At 73.9% G+C, this 14,201-nt stretch carries 14 protein-coding genes; 7 read left to right on the top strand and 7 right to left on the bottom strand.

Annotated elements, in window-relative coordinates:
* Nucleotides 1–139: 139 nt before the first annotated feature.
* From ACIRVF_RS34505 to ACIRVF_RS34480, 6 genes are all read right to left on the bottom strand, one after another.
* Nucleotides 140–610, bottom strand: coding sequence for an SHOCT domain-containing protein (locus ACIRVF_RS34505; RefSeq protein ID WP_402826933.1), 471 nt, complete (start codon nt 608–610; stop codon nt 140–142).
* Between the two features lie 77 nt (nt 611–687).
* On the bottom strand, nt 688–1,272 hold the full coding sequence (locus ACIRVF_RS34500; RefSeq protein WP_402826930.1) for an NUDIX domain-containing protein: 585 nt from the start codon (nt 1,270–1,272) through the stop codon (nt 688–690).
* Nucleotides 1,269–2,426 carry a type III polyketide synthase gene (locus ACIRVF_RS34495; protein WP_402826928.1) on the bottom strand — a complete coding sequence of 386 codons (1,158 nt, stop codon included), beginning with the start codon at nt 2,424–2,426 and terminating at the stop codon, nt 1,269–1,271. The genes ACIRVF_RS34500 and ACIRVF_RS34495 overlap by 4 nt, the downstream gene beginning before the upstream one ends.
* A gap of 46 nt (nt 2,427–2,472) precedes the next feature.
* A complete protein-coding gene (locus ACIRVF_RS34490; RefSeq protein ID WP_402826925.1) occupies nt 2,473–3,681 on the bottom strand; it encodes a cytochrome P450 in 1,209 nt (402 codons plus the stop codon).
* A gap of 187 nt (nt 3,682–3,868) precedes the next feature.
* Nucleotides 3,869–4,570: a response regulator gene (locus ACIRVF_RS34485; protein WP_402826922.1), complete on the bottom strand. Its 702-nt coding sequence runs from the start codon at nt 4,568–4,570 to the stop codon at nt 3,869–3,871.
* An 11-nt stretch (nt 4,571–4,581) separates the two neighbouring features.
* Complete coding sequence (locus tag ACIRVF_RS34480; RefSeq protein WP_402826919.1) at nt 4,582–5,421, bottom strand: sensor histidine kinase; 840 nt, start codon at nt 5,419–5,421, stop codon at nt 4,582–4,584.
* Nucleotides 5,422–5,561: 140 nt separating this feature from the next.
* Between ACIRVF_RS34480 and ACIRVF_RS34475 the strand changes: the two genes are divergently transcribed.
* The 5 genes from ACIRVF_RS34475 (at nt 5,562) to ACIRVF_RS34455 (ending at nt 12,262) form a co-directional block, all read left to right on the top strand.
* Nucleotides 5,562–6,287, top strand: a complete 726-nt coding sequence (locus tag ACIRVF_RS34475; protein WP_402826916.1) for an ABC transporter ATP-binding protein — start codon at nt 5,562–5,564, stop codon at nt 6,285–6,287.
* A complete protein-coding gene (locus tag ACIRVF_RS34470; protein ID WP_402826913.1) occupies nt 6,284–8,587 on the top strand; it encodes an FtsX-like permease family protein in 2,304 nt (767 codons plus the stop codon). The genes ACIRVF_RS34475 and ACIRVF_RS34470 overlap by 4 nt, the downstream gene beginning before the upstream one ends.
* 103 nt (nt 8,588–8,690) lie before the next feature.
* Nucleotides 8,691–9,626, top strand: coding sequence for a hydroxymethylbilane synthase (gene hemC, locus ACIRVF_RS34465; RefSeq protein WP_402826910.1), 936 nt, complete (start codon nt 8,691–8,693; stop codon nt 9,624–9,626).
* A 162-nt stretch (nt 9,627–9,788) separates the two neighbouring features.
* Entirely contained in the window at nt 9,789–11,657 is a 1,869-nt protein-coding gene (locus tag ACIRVF_RS34460; protein WP_402826907.1) for a serine/threonine protein kinase, read from the top strand.
* A gap of 59 nt (nt 11,658–11,716) precedes the next feature.
* Nucleotides 11,717–12,262: a hypothetical protein gene (locus ACIRVF_RS34455; RefSeq protein ID WP_402826904.1), complete on the top strand. Its 546-nt coding sequence runs from the start codon at nt 11,717–11,719 to the stop codon at nt 12,260–12,262.
* Here the strand turns inward: ACIRVF_RS34455 and ACIRVF_RS34450 are convergent, their stop codons facing one another.
* A complete protein-coding gene (locus ACIRVF_RS34450; protein ID WP_402826901.1) occupies nt 12,263–12,781 on the bottom strand; it encodes an ArsR/SmtB family transcription factor in 519 nt (172 codons plus the stop codon).
* Between the two features lie 62 nt (nt 12,782–12,843).
* Here ACIRVF_RS34450 and def point away from each other — a divergent pair, with 62 nt between their 5' ends.
* Both def and ACIRVF_RS34440 read left to right on the top strand, forming a co-directional pair.
* Entirely contained in the window at nt 12,844–13,437 is a 594-nt protein-coding gene (def, locus tag ACIRVF_RS34445; protein ID WP_402826898.1) for a peptide deformylase, read from the top strand.
* Between the two features lie 120 nt (nt 13,438–13,557).
* Nucleotides 13,558–14,076: a hypothetical protein gene (locus tag ACIRVF_RS34440; protein WP_402826895.1), complete on the top strand. Its 519-nt coding sequence runs from the start codon at nt 13,558–13,560 to the stop codon at nt 14,074–14,076.
* Nucleotides 14,077–14,201: the final 125 nt, after the last annotated feature.

The raw sequence follows: 14,201 nt of genomic DNA, 5'->3' as shown, positions 1-14,201 counted from the left end.
CGCGGGCCCGCCGTGGCGGGGGGCGCCCCCCCGGGCTCCTCTCCGCAGGCGCCCGCCGCTGGCCGCGGCGGGGGCCCCCCCCCCCCCCCCCGGGGGGGGGGGGGGGGCGCGCCCCCCCGCCCCCGGCCGTTCCATCCGGTCACATCAGCAGCTTGTCCTTGGCCTTCTGGTACTCCTCGTCGGAGATGGCGCCCCGGTCCCGCAGGTCGGCCAGTCTCGCCAGGTCCTCGACGTGGCTGCGGCCACCGACACCACCACCGCCGACGCCAGCGCTTCCGGCAGCGCCGACGCCACCGCCGCTGTCCGGCGTCGCGGCCGCGTCCCGGATGTACGCCCGGAAGGCCGCGTCGGCCTGTTGGGCCTGTTCGAGGTCCCGTTTGCCCATGCTCTGACCGCGGGCGATCAGGTAGACGAGGACGCCGATCAGCGGCAGGAGGATCACCAGGACCAGCCAGCCGGCCTTGCCCCAGCCACTCAGGTCGTGGCTGCGGAAGATGTCCGTGATGATCTTGAACAGCAGGAAGAACCAGAGGATCCAGAGGAACAGCTCCAGCATCGTCCAGAAGATGTTGAGCACCGGGTAGTCCACGGCCAGCAGTTTGGGGTCCATGCTTCCGTGCTACCACCGCAAAACGGACATTGCTCTTCGATGCTGCGCCGTTCCAGTGATCTTCCGCAGCTACCGGACTACCCCCGCCCGGCCCGCCGCCGCAGCTCCACCGCCAGCCCGATCAGCTCGCCCCACCAGGCGTCGTGCCCGGTGAGCAGCAGCCGCTGCGCCTCGGCCGCCGGGACGGCCCGGACCTCGACCACCTGCTCGCCGTCCGCCGGGTTGGTCGGCGTGGAGTCCAGCTCGACCTCGCCCCAGCCCCACAGCCAGGCCTTGTCCGGGTGCGGCTGCCACGGCCGGTACGGCACCGCGTCCTCGGTGTGGCAGCGGTGCGCGCCGAGCCAGCCGGGCTCGCCGAGCAGCCGGGCGCCGGCCTCCTCGCGCAGCTCGCGCTCCAGGCAGGCCACGACGGACTCGTCCCGCTCCCGGGTGCCGCCGGGCAGGAACCAGTGGTCCCGGTCGTCGCGGCACAGCACCACACCGCCGTCCGCGAACCCGACCAGGTGGATGTTGGTGACCAGCTCGTCCGGCGGCAGCTCGGTGGAGAACCGGGCGTCGTAACGCCCCCAGGCCCAGTACTGCGGCGCGTGCAACGCCGGGAACAGAACGGCGAGTTCGGCGGCTCTGGCCGAGGGGTCGGTGCGGTCCGTGGTGTCGGTCATTCGGTGATCGTAGTGCCGGCCGGGAAACGGTGGGGGACGCCCTGGTTGACGAGGGCGATGTCGGAGGTGGAGATGGCGCGTGGGCGCCGGAGCGCCGGGTCGGGGGCGGCGTCGACCCAACTGCCGAGGGAGATCTCGGCGGTGATGCCCGGTCCGAAGCCGGCGATCAGCCCTGGGGTGCCCTCGGGAGCGCCTCCGTCGGCGAACAGCCGGGCCAGGGCGTCGAAGACGACGGCGCTGGCGATGTTGCCCCGCTCGGTCAGGGTGGCCCGGCTGTAACGGAACTTCTCCGGTTCCAGGTTGAGGAAGCGACAGAGGTCGTCCAGGATGCGCGGGCCGCCGGCGTGCACGATGTAGAAGCCCAGCCCGGAGACGTCCCAGCCGTGCTGCCGGGCCAGGGTGCGCAGCGCGGGGGCGAGCATCTCCATGGTGCCGGGCACCCGTTTGTCCAGCTGGAAGTGGAAGCCGGTGTCCTTGACCCCGTAGGAGATCCAGCCCTCGGTGTCCGGGACGAGGTGCGAGCCGTTGCGCTCGATGTGCACCCCGCTGCCGCCGTGCCCGCGCATCACCACGGCGGCGACGGCGTCGCCGAACAGGCCGTTGGAGAGCAGCGAGCCGACTTCGAGGTCGGTCGGCTGGTAGCAGAGGGAGCAGAACTCGCAGGCGACGATCAGGACGTTGGCGCCCGGGTAGGCGCGGCAGAAGTCGTGGGCACGGTTGACGGCGGCGCCGCCGGCGGCACAGCCGAGCTGGGCGATCGGCACCTGGCGGGTGTCGGAGCGGAAGCCCATGGTGTTGATCAGCCAGGCGGTCATCGACGGCATCATGAAGCCGGTGCAGGACACGTAGATGATCAGGTCGATGTCCGGGGCGCCCAGTTCGGCGTGGGCGAGGGCGCGTTCGACCACCTCGGGGACGCGGAGCTTGGCCTCCCGCTCGTACACCTGGTTGCGGACGGTGAAGCCCGGGTGGGTGAGGGTCCGCTCGATCGGCTGGACCAGGTGCCGGGTCCGCACCCCGGTGTTCTCGATCAGCCGTAGGGCCAGGCCGAGTTGTGGGTGTCCGGCGTGCAGGGTGCGGGCCAGTTCGAGGGTCTCGTCCAGGGTGATGACGTGCTCGGGTACGGCGATCGCGGGGCGGCAGAGTGTGGCCATGGCGTGGGTCTCCCCGGTGCGGGAACGGTGTGTCGAGGGGGAGGGGCTACCAGGCGACCGGCAGGGTGCGCGGGAAGCGCCAGATCGAGCCGGAGTTCCAGTCGAGTTCGGACGGGTCGACGGCGAGCCGGAGCCGGGGGAAGCGCCGCAGCAGGGTGCCGATGGCGACCTGGAGCTCCATCAGCGCGAGGTGCGAGCCGAGGCAGCGGTGCTGGCCGTGGCCGAAGGTCATGTTGACGGGCCCGGCGGCGCGGTCGAGGTCCAGCTCGTCGGGGCGCTCGTACACCGCTGGGTCCCGGTTGGCGGTCAGGTAGGAGACGTGCACGGCTTCGCCGGCTCGGATCAGCACCCCGCCCAGTTCGACGTCCTCGGTGGCGACCCGGGCGATGCCGGGGCCCTGGCGGAACGGGATGAAGCGCAGCAGCTCCTCCAGGGCCTGCGGCAGCGTCTCCGGCCGGGCGCGCAGCTTCGCGAGCTGTTCGGGGTGGGTGAGCAGGGTGTAGGCGATGTTGCTGAGCTGGTAGGTGCTGGTGTCGTGGCCGGTGACCAGCAGGACCATCGCCATGACGGCGAGCTCGTCGGCGTCCAGCAGGTCGTCGCCGTCGCGGGCGGTGGCCAGCGCGCTGATCAGGTCCTCGCCGGGGTGGGCGCGGCGTTCGGCGGTGAGCGCGGTGAAGTAGGCGCGCAGCCCGGCCTTGGCCTCCTCCTGGCCCTCGCGGCTGCCCGGGCCCATCCGCATCATCGCGACGGCCCAGCCGCGCAGCCGGTCGCGGTCAGGCTCGGGGATCTCCAGCACCTCGCAGATGGTGGTGAGCGGGAGCCGGGCGGAGAGGAACCGCGCCAGGTCGGCCGGGGCGCCGTGCTCCTCCATCTCGTCGAAGTAGCCGTCCACGATCCGCTGGGTGGCCGGGCGCATCCGCTCGACCTGGCGGTTGGTGAAGCCCTGGGCGACCAGGCGGCGCAGCCGGTTGTGCTCGGGCGGGTCCATCAGGTTGATCGACTCCGCCTGGGCGATGGTGGCGGGCGTCATCCGGGGCAGGTCGCGGCCGATGCCGGCGGCGCGGCTGAACCGGCGGTCGGTGGTGACCAGCTTGACGTCCTCGTAGCGGGTGGCCAGCCAGGCTTCGCCCTCGCCGTACGGCAGTCGGATCCTGGCGATCGGGGCCTCCGTGAGCAGCCGCTTGAGGAGGGGGTCGAACTCCAGGCCTTCGGTGTGGTGGAAGGGGCACTCCCACACGGGGGCGGTGGTGGTCACGGGCCTGTCCAATGGTGTTCGTCATGCGGGGTGATGCCGCCCGAACCGCTGTCCGGTGGTTCGGGGGCGGACATCCAGATGTTGCCCCATGAACTGGCAAAAATGTGAAGTCCGGTAGCGCTTCCCCCTAATGAGTGAGAGATCCGATTGTCTGCTGAATTCACGGTGATGCGAACGAAGTTGACGGTCAGCCGTTCCCGCCCGGCGCGACCAGGCCGGTCTCGTAGGCCAGCACCACCGCCTGGGCCCGGTCGCGCAGGTTCAACTTGGCGAAGATCCGGGCCACGTGGGTCTTCACCGTCGACTCGCTGAGGGTCAGTTCGACCGCCAACTCGGTGTTGGAGAGCCCGCGTCCGAGCAGTCCGAGCACCTCCGCCTCGCGCGGGGTGAGGGGGGCGAGGTCCCGGTGCAGCCGCGGCGAGTCGGCGCCGCGGGCGGCCGGGTGCGGGGCGCCGGTCGCGAAGCGCTCGACGAGCCGGCGGGTGATCGACGGGGCGAGCAGGGCGTCGCCGGTGTCCACCAGCCGTACGGCGGCGGCGAGGTGGGCCGAGGTGACGTCCTTGAGCAGGAAGCCGCTGGCCCCCGCGGACAGCGCCGCGTAGACGTAGTGGTCCAGGTCGAAGGTGGTCAGCATGATCACCCGGCAGTCGGGCACCTGGGCCAGGATCCGGCGGGCGGCCTCCAGGCCGTCCATCGTCGGCATCCGGATGTCCAGCAGGGCCACGTCGGGCCGGTGCAGGACGGCGGCGGCCACCGCCTCGGCGCCGTCCGACGCCTCGGCGACCACGTCGATGCCGCGGGCGGTGAGGATCATCCGGAAGCCGGTGCGGACCAGCTCCTGGTCGTCGGCGATCACCACCCGGGGGCGGCGCTGTTCGGTCTCTTCCACGGTTCCCTCCGTCACGGTCGGTCCAGCGGGATGCGGGCGCGTACCCGGTAGCCGCCGCCGAGCCGGCGCCGGGCGTCGAAGTCCCCGCCGTACACCGCGACCCGCTCGCGCAGGCCGAGCAGCCCGCGCCCGGCGCCGTCCGCCTGCTTCGGATTCTCCGGCGAGGACGCGGGCGCACCGGAGAGCACGCTGGGGCCGGTGTTCAGCACCTCCACCCGCAGGTAGTGGTCCGCGTACCGCACCGTCACCTCCGCCGTCACCCCGTCGCCGTGCTTGAGGGCGTTGGTCAGCGCCTCCTGGATGATCCGGTACGCCGTCACGTCGATGCCGCCGGGCAACGGCCGTGGCTCCCCGGAGATCCGCACCTCCACCGGCAGCCCGGCGAAGGCGAAGCGGTCGATCAGCGGGCTCAGCCGGCTCAGGCTCGGCTGCGGGGCGAAGCCCTCCGGCCCCGGCTCCTCGCCGCCGTCCGCCGCCGGCGCCAGCAGGCCCAGCAGGTGCCGCAGTTCGGTCATCGCGTCCCGCCCGGCCGCCTCGACCGCGCCCATCGCGGCCGCCGCCTCCTCCGGCATGGTGGCCAGCACCTCGCGCGCGGCCCCGGCCTGCACCACCATCAGGCTCACGTTGTGGCTCACGATGTCGTGCAACTCCGAGGCGATCCGCGCCCGTTCGGCGTCCACGGCGGCGCTCGCGGCGCTCTCCCGCTCGCGTTCCAGCAGCCAGCCGCGCTCGCCGATGGCCGCCCGGTACAGCCGGCGCGCCCGCACCAGCGCGACGCCCAGCCAGCCGGCGCCGGCGCAGGCCGTGCCCGCCACCGCCACCGCGATCCAGTCCGTCCCTGTTTCCCACACGGCGCCAGCTTCCCAGGCGGGAGCTTGATCGACATCATCCGGGGGTGCCGCCTCCGTACATCCCCGGGTACTACGGCGACCTGCGGTTACACCCCGGGTGGGACGACCGGCCCCGGCCGGCCCGCCTACCGTCGTCGACCATGAGCAACGACTACGACGGGACCACCCGGCCCGACGACGCTCCCTACGTCGTCGAGCTGTCCGGGGTGCACAAGGAGTTCGGCGACGCCAAGGCGCTCGACGGCGTCGACCTGCGGATCAGGGCGGGCGAGGCGGTCGCCGTGATGGGCCCCTCGGGGTGCGGCAAGTCCACCCTGCTGAACATGGTGGCCGGGCTGGACCGCCCCAGCTCCGGCACCGTCCGGGTGCAGGGGCAGGACCTCGGCGGGCTGAACGAGAACGGCCTGGCGCTCTTCCGCCGCCGCAACATCGGCATGATCTTCCAGTTCTTCAACCTGATCGACGACCTCCCGGCCCTCGACAACGTCGCCCTGGCGGCCCAGCTGACCGGCACCACGGCCAAGCAGGCCCGCCGCCGGGCGCTGGAGCTGCTGGACGAACTCGGCGTCGCGCACCGCAAGGACGTCTACCCGGCCACGCTCAGCGGCGGCGAGCGCCAGCGGGTCGCGGTGGCCCGCGCCCTGATGAACCGCCCGGCGCTGCTGCTCGCCGACGAGCCGACCGGCGCGCTGGACAGCCGCTCGGGCGAGCAGGTGATGGACCTGCTGATCGACCTCAACCAGATCGGGCAGACCCTGCTGATCGTCACCCACGACCCCGACCTGGCCACCCGCTGCGCCAGCCGGCTGGTCGAGGTCGCGGACGGCAGGGTGGCGCGCGAGCGGATGCTGGAGGCCTCGTCATGACCGGTGCGGTTTGGCGCGCCTCGCGGGCGGCCGTGAAGCGCCGCCGGGTGCAGACCGCCGTGATCGGCCTGGTCGTCTTCTGCTCCACCGCGACCGTGCTGCTCGCCCTCGCGGTGATCAGCGCTGCCAGGGCTCCGTTCGACGCCGCCTTCGAGGCCGAGCGGGGCTCGCACGTCACCGCCCTCTTCGACCCGGCCAAGGCCTCGGCGGAGCAACTCGCCGCCACCGCCCACCGGCCGGGCGTCGAGGCGGCCGCGGGGCCCTTCGACCAGGTCGTGGTGAACATCTCCAACGACTGGGTCGGCCGCCCGCCGGGCCCGCTGACCCTGGTCGGCCGGCCCGATCCCGCCTCCGCGCCGGTGGACCGGGTGGAACTGCTGTCCGGCCGCTGGGCCTCCGCACCCGGTGAGGTGGTCATCAGCGGTGGCAGTGCGGCCCGGTTCCTCGGTACGGCGATCACCGCCAGCACCGGGGTGAAGCTCACCATCGTCGGCTTCGCGAGCGGCATGAGCCAGTCCTCCGGCGGCTGGGTCACCCCCGAGCAGGCGGCCGCCCTGCACCCCACGGGCCGGCAGATGCTCTACCGCTTCACCGACGCGGGCACCGAGCAGCAGCTCACTGCCTCGTTCGCCAACACCACCGAGGGCCTGCCCAAGGACGCCGTCGAGAGCGGGCAGTCCTACCTGGTGCTCAAGCAGGCCTTCTCGGCGGGCGCCGACGCCTACCTGCCGCTGATGACGGTCTTCGGCGTGCTCGGCCTGGTCGTCGCGGCGCTGATCGTCGGCAACGTGGTGAGCGGCGCGGTGATCTCCGGCTACCGGCACATCGGCGTGCTGAAGTCGATCGGCTTCACCCCGCGCCAGGTGGTCACCGTCTACCTGACCATGGTCTCGGTGCCCGCCGTCATCGGCACCGTCCTCGGGACGGCGGCCGGCTGGGCGGCCTCGTACCCGATCCTCCGGACCGCCTTCACCGGGATCGCCACCGGCACCGCCGTGATCGAACCGGCCGGCTGGCTGCCCGTCGGCACCCTGATCGGCGTCCCGCTGCTGGCCGCCCTCGCCGCGCTCGTCCCCGCCTCCCGCGCCCATCGGCTCTCCGCCGCCCAGGCCATCTCGGCGGGCAGCGCACCGCGCGCCGGGCGCGGCCTCAAGATCCAGCGCTGGCTGAGCGGCACCCGGCTGCCGCGCGCCGTCAGCCTCGGCCTCGGCCAGCCCTTCGCCCGTCCGGCCCGCACCGCGCTGACCATGGCGGCGATCGCGCTCGGCGTGGTCACCGTGACCGTGACCACGGGGGTGAGCAGCACCCTGGCCGCCTCGATGAGCGCGCCGGACCGGTACACCCACATCGACGTGCAGACCAGCGCCTTCTCCGAGAACAAGATCGCGCCCCGGCTGACCCAGGAACAGACCGAGGCGATGCTGCACGCCACCCCCGGCGCCGACCAGGTCTCCGTCCGCGGCCTGGTCCGGGTCGGCATCGTGGGCCAGCCCCAGTTGGTCTTCGCCAACTTCTACGGCGGCGACGCCATGGTCGACCACACGCGGCTGAACGTGGTCGAGGGCCGACCGGCGACCGGGCCGGGTGAGGCCGAGGCCGGGCCGGCCTTCCTCGACCAGCACGGGCTGAAGCTCGGCGACAAGGTCACCCTGGTCCTGGACGGCCGGCAGACCACCGTCACCCTGGTCGGTACGGAGATCCAGGGCAACGCCAACGCGATCACCTCCAACGCCGCCACCCGGGCCCGGCTCACCCCGGACCCGCACGTGGTCGAGTACGACGTGCGGCTCGCCCCCGGCACCGACGCCGAGGCCTACCGCAAGGCCGTCACGGACGCCGACCCGAGCCTGTCCGCCTCGGTGGCCACCACGGGCGGCGAGGGGTCGGTCATCGCGATCAAGACGTTCAGCACGACCTTCTCCGTCCTGCTGTCCGTGGTCGCCGCACTCGGCGTCTTCAACACCCTGCTGCTCACCATCCGTGAGCGCCGTCGCGACCTCGGCATGCTGAAGTCGATCGGGATGACGCCCCGGCAGGTCGTCGCGATGACGGTCACCTCGGTGGCCTGGCAGGGCGTGGTCAGCGGGATCATCGGCATCCCGGTCGGGATCCTGGTGCACCGGCTGATCGTCGAGCACGTCCGGATCATCGCCTTCACGGACTCGATGATCGACGTCTGGGGCGCACCGCTGCTCACCGCCCTCGCCCTGGCCGGCGTCGCGATCGCCGTCCTCGGCGCCCTCGTCCCGGCCCGTTCGGCCGCCCGGCTGCCGATCGCCGAGGTGCTGCACAACGAGTGAGACGGTTACGGGAGTGGGACGGCCGGGTGGTTCGCCGCCCGGCCGTCCGCCGCATGGCTGACGCGCCGCCAACCGCCGGTGTTCGAGCGCCTATCATCGCGCCATGGCCACCGCTGAGCTGATCCGCATCGTCTCCCGCTCATCACCCATGGCGCTCGCCCAGGTCGACCGGGTCCGCGCCGAACTCGCCGCCCTGCACCCGGGGTTGCGCACCGAGGTGGTGCCGGTCACCACGTCGGGCGACCGCTGGACCGGCGACCTCGCCCAGCTGGGCGGCAAGGGCGCGTTCACCAAGGAGGTCGACGCCGCGCTGCTCGCCGGGGAGGCCGACGTCGCCGTGCACTGCCTCAAGGACGTGCCCGCCGACCGCCCGCTGCCCGCCGGCACCGTCTTCGCCGCCTACCTGCGCCGCGACGACATCCGCGACGCGCTCGTCCACCCCGGCGGCCTGACCCTGGCCGAACTGCCGCCCGGCACCCGGATCGGCACCTCCTCCGTCCGCCGCATCGCCCAACTCGCCGCCTCCCACCCGCAGCTGGAGTGCGTCCCGATCCGCGGCAACGCCAACAGCCGGCTCGCCAAGCTGGCGGCCGGGGACGTCGACGCGCTGCTCCTCGCCGTCTCCGGCCTGGAGCGGATCGGCGAGCAGGCCCGGATCACCGAGGTCCTCGGCGTCGAGGAGATGTGCCCGCCGATCGGCGCCGGCATCCTCGTCCTGCAGTGCCGCGAGGACGACACCGCCACCATCGAGGCCGTCACCGGGCTCGGCCACCACGACACCTGGCGGGAGGCGGCGGCCGAGCGGATGTTCCTGCACGTGCTGCAGGGCCACTGCAACAGCCCGATCTCCGGCTACGCCAAGGCCGAGGCGGACGGCCGGCTCTCGCTGCGCGGCCGGGTCTTCACCCCGGACGGCAAGCGGGTGCTGGACGCCCACGAGTGGGCGGGCGTGCTCAGCCCGGAGGACCTCGGCACCTCGGTCGCCCTGGCGCTCAAGCGGCAGGGGGCCCAGGAGCTGATCTCCTCGATCCCGCACTGAGGCTGACCACGGCCCGCTGATCTTTTTGCCTTCGTGAACTGGTCCGCCGCGCCCGCAGCTGAGATGATTCGTGGTGCGGGGCGGGTCAGTTGATGCCGAGTCGGTCGACGAGGGTGCCCCGCGGAACGTGGAACGCGCACGCCGGGGGTGGACGTGGAGGCGTTGAGACCCACCGATCCGACGACGATCGGCGGCCGCTACCGGCTGCTGGCCCGGCTCGGCAGCGGGGGGATGGGGGTCGTGTACCTGGGGCGCTCGCCGGGCGGGCGGCTGGTCGCGGTCAAGTGCGTGCACCGGGACCTCGCCACCGACGCGGAGTTCCGGCTGCGCTTCACCCGGGAACTGGAGGCCGCCCGGCGGGTCGGCGGCTTCCACACCGCCCAGGTGGTCGACGCCGACCCGGACGGCGACCCGCCCTGGCTGGTCACCGCCTACATCCCCGGGCCGTCCCTGGACGCGGCCGTCGCCGCCCACGGCCCGCTGCCCGAACCGGTGCTGCGGGTGCTCGGCGCCGGGCTGGCCGAGGCCCTGGCGGCGATCCACGCCGTCGGGCTGGTCCACCGGGACCTCAAGCCCTCCAACGTCCTGCTCGGCGACGACGGCCCGCGGGTCATCGACTTCGGCATCGCCCGCGCCCTCGACGGCGCCTCGATCACCCGCACCCGGACCGTCATCGGCACCCCCGGCTACATGGCCCCGGAACAGATCGCCGGCGAGCCGCTCAGCCCTGCCTGCGACGTGTTCAGCCTGGGCCGGGTGCTCTGCCACGCCGCCGGAACCGACCCGTACGGGGGCGGCGGCAACCCACAGGTGCTGCTCTACCGGATCATGCACACCGAGCCGGACCTCACCGGCGTGCCCGAGGGGCTGCGCCCGCTCGTCGCCGCCTGCCTGGCCCGCCGCCCCGAGGACCGGCCCACGCCCGCCCAGCTGCTGGAACGGCTCGGGCCGCCCGGGTACGACGGGCCGACCGGCTCGTGGCTGCCGGAGCCGCTGCGGGTGAAGCCCGCGGTGCCGGAGGCGCCGCTGCTGCCGGCGGCCGGGCCGGCGGCGGCACCCGGCCGAGTCCCCGCCACCCGGGTGCCGACCCTGCTGGGCGCCGGTCCGTACGGCGTCGACGGCTGGGCACGGACCGAACCCGCGGGAGCGGCGGCCCGGCGGCGCCGGACGCGACGGCTGTGGGTGCTGCTGCCCAGCACCCTGGCGCTGGTCGCGGGGGCGGTGGTGGTGCCGGTGTACCTGCTGCGCGACCGGGGCGGCAGCACCGGACTGGACACCGGCGGCTTCGTGGTCGCCAAGGACGACGGCAGCCCGCCGGACTGCGTGACCGGCGGGTCGGCGGGCGGCTCCGGCGGTGCGGGCGCCGCCGCCACCGGCCCGGCCCAGGGCCCGCCCCCGGCCGTACCCAGCGGCACCCCGCACCCGCCCGGCCTGCTCACCCCGGCGGACAGGGACACCCTGACGCTGGGCCGGTCGCTGGTGCTCAGCTGGGACAGGACCGGTGCGGTGACCAAGGTCTTCACCAAACGCGGCAACGAGCCCTGGCAGGCCTCCGGCTGGCTCACCTCCGCCGACTGCACCTTCAAGCCGACCGGGGCCGGGGTCTACCAGTGGGCGGTGGTCGGCGCCAACACCTCCAACGGCGGCATCGGCAGCGGCTGGAGCGCCACCCGCTACCTGAACGTCCAGGCCGACGACAAGCAGGGCGTCAACCCGGTCAAGTCCGCGCCCTCGGCCCCGGTCCCGGTCTCCCCGAAGGACCAGCAGGTGGTCCGGGCCGGGCAGCCGGTCAGCTTCAGCTGGGCGAGCGCCGGCACCAACTCCTCGGTGAACGTGCTGGCGCCGGGTGCCACGACCTGGGACTACCTGCCCTGGCAGGCCGGGCTGGACCTGACCTACACGCCGAAGACGCCGGGCGTCTACATCTGGACCGTCTTCACCTCGGGGCCGGGGGACTGCTCCGGCGGGCCGCAGATCACCGGGGCCTGCGTGAGCGGCGGGAGCGAGCAACGGTACCTGATCGTCCAGTGAGCCCGGCGCCCGTTCCGGTCAGGTAGAACCGACCGGGTGCTCGGGGCGTCCGTTGAGGCGTGATCAGTGCGGTGCTCGGCGGGATGCCGAACTTCTGGCCCGGGCTGCTGCTCTCGCTGGTGCCGGCGGCCCTGCTCAACCGGCCGGTGGGGCGGCTGCTGCGGGCCCACTGGGCGGTGGGCTTCCTGCTGCTGCTCGGGCTCGGCGGGGTGGTCGTGGCGACGCTGCTGCCGGAGGCGTTCCGGCCGTCGGTGCTCCGGCACGCGGCGGAGGCCGCGCGGCACTGCTCGGTGGCGGGCGCCCGGCCGCGTTCGCCGTACGAGCTGCTGCACGTGCGGCACATCGAGCTCAAGCTGGCGACCTACGCGCCGGTGGGCTTCGCGGCCGCCCTGGCCGGGACCCGGCGGCGGGCGGCGGTGGCGCTGCTGGGTACGGCGATGCTGCCGTTCGCGGTGTCGGGGCTGCAGTACGCGGTGCCCGCGCTCGGGCGGGCCTGTGATGTGCAGGACGTCTGGGACGGCGTGCAGGGCGTCGTGCTGGGGGCGGCGCTGGGCCTGGTGGTGGGACCGGCGGCGCGGGCGGTGGCCAGGGCGCGGGCGGTCTGACTACCGGTCGAGCAGGGGGAACAGGCGGGCCACGGCGGCGACCGGCCGGGCTCCGGCGGGCCGCGCGCCCGGGTCGGCGTCCCGGTCGCGGTAGCGGGCGAGCAGCTGCCGCACGGCGTCCGCGACGGCGGTCAGCTCCTCGGGGGTGAGGTGGACGACGGCGCTGAACGCCTCGTCCTGCTGCCACTCGGCCGGGGCCCCGGCGCGCCGGGCGAGCCAGTGCCGGTAGCTCTCGTCCTCCAGTCCGCGGGCCAGCTCGCCGAACTCGTCGGCGGCCGCGGGCGGTTGCTCCTGGGCCAGGCGCCACGGCCGGGCCCGGCCGTCGGCGGCCGGGGCCTCCTCGATCACTCCGTACCGGGCGAGCTGCCGCAGGTGGAAGGAGCACAGGCCCGAGCTGTACCCGAGTCGGGCGGCGGCCTCGGTGGAGGTGAGGGTGCCGCGTTCGGCGAGCAGTTCCAGCAGCGCGGTGCGGACGGCGTGTTCGGGGAGGGCGCCGGTCCTGACGGTCTCTTCGGTCACTTTGCAAAGTCTGCTACTTTGCAAAGTCGCTAGCAAGTCCATCGAGATCGAGGGGAGCGACCGTGTCCGAGGTGTCCGAGTCGCGCGTACGTCCGACCGTCCTGCGGATCACCGAGGTGGGGGAGGAGATCCTCCGTCGCACCTGCCGGGCGGCGACCGAGGAGGACTTCGGCAGCGAGCGCCTGGCCCGGCTGATCGACGACATGTTCGCCACCATGTACGTCGCCGACGGCTGCGGACTCGCCGCCAACCAGGTGGACGTGGACCTGCGGCTGTTCGTCTACGACTGCTCCGACGACGACGGCGTCCGGCACGTCGGGCACGTGCTCAACCCGGTGGTCGAGGAGCAGGAGCCCGGCCGCCCGCTCATCGAGGAGGTCGAGGGCTGCCTCTCCGTCCCCGGCGCCGGCACCCGGCTCGCCCGCCCGGCCCACGCGGTGGTGCGCGGTGTCGACCAGCACGGCGAGCCCGTGACGATCGAGGGCACCGGCTACTTCGCCCGCTGCCTCCAGCACGAGACCGACCACCTGGACGGCGGCCTCTACCTCGACCGGCTCTCCGCCCGCGACCGCAAGCGGATGATGAAGCAGACCGCCGACCGCCGGGAGAAGGTGTTCGCCGAGCGAGCCGCCAGGGCCGCGAAGACGGTCGGGTGAGCCGGTGGCCGGACGTGGGCGCGTCAGCCTGCCGGCGCACAGCTGACTGGCTCTGCCGGGGGAGCCGGTTCGGCCCCGCGGCCGAGGTGGGGACGCGGTGGCGGCGGCGAGGGTGGACGCATGCTGAAGAACATCCCGGTCGGTGACACCGAACGCCCCGTCTCCCCTTGGGCCCTGCGCCTCGCCAGAGCCCTGCCCTTCCTCCTGCTGCCGCACTGCCTGTGGCGGCTGCCGTTCGCCTTCGACTTCCGGATGGGCACCGTGGATCCGGCCGCCGGGCCCTACACCTGGTGGGCCATCCCGTACGTCTTCGCGCTGAGCCTGGTCACCGAGGCGCTGGCGCTGCTCACCCTGGGGCTGGTCAGCGGGTGGGGCGAGGTGTTCCCGCGCTGGGTGCCGTTCCTGCGGGGGCGCCGGGTGCCGCCGCTCGGGCCGCTCGTCGCGACGCTGCTGGGCGGGCTGGTGCTGCTCGGACTGTTCGGGCTCCAGCCGCTCGCCTGGACCGGTGTGCTGGACGAGGTGGGCTTCGCCGACGGGTGGTGGGAGGCGCTGGCCCGGGCGTGCATCGGCCCCGCCGCGCTCTGGGGTCCGATCACCATCGCCCTCGGCATCGCCTACTACCGCCGCCGCACCGCGTGAACCCGGTCGCGGGGGGGGGGGGGGGGGGGCGCCCCCCGCGCCCCCCCCCCCCCCGGCCGGGGGGGGCGGGGTTGACGCCGGCCGCCGGGGGGGGGGCGGGCGGGGGCGCCGGGGGGGCGGGGGCG

The organism is Kitasatospora sp. NPDC101157 (assembly GCF_044768255.1).
Lineage (GTDB): Bacteria > Actinomycetota > Actinomycetes > Streptomycetales > Streptomycetaceae > Kitasatospora.
The sequence above is the reverse complement of the archived record's forward strand: the minus strand, read 5'-3'. Positions and strand labels throughout refer to the sequence as shown.

Coding starts and splice junctions, on each gene's coding strand:
- ACIRVF_RS34505 (WP_402826933.1), bottom strand. CDS start 610: ATGGACCCCAAACTGCTGGCCGTGGACTACCCGGTGCTCAACATCTTC.
- ACIRVF_RS34500 (WP_402826930.1), bottom strand. CDS start 1,272: ATGACCGACACCACGGACCGCACCGACCCCTCGGCCAGAGCCGCCGAA.
- ACIRVF_RS34495 (WP_402826928.1), bottom strand. CDS start 2,426: ATGGCCACACTCTGCCGCCCCGCGATCGCCGTACCCGAGCACGTCATC.
- ACIRVF_RS34475 (WP_402826916.1), top strand. CDS start 5,562: ATGAGCAACGACTACGACGGGACCACCCGGCCCGACGACGCTCCCTAC.
- ACIRVF_RS34470 (WP_402826913.1), top strand. CDS start 6,284: ATGACCGGTGCGGTTTGGCGCGCCTCGCGGGCGGCCGTGAAGCGCCGC.
- hemC (WP_402826910.1), top strand. CDS start 8,691: ATGGCCACCGCTGAGCTGATCCGCATCGTCTCCCGCTCATCACCCATG.
- ACIRVF_RS34440 (WP_402826895.1), top strand. CDS start 13,558: ATGCTGAAGAACATCCCGGTCGGTGACACCGAACGCCCCGTCTCCCCT.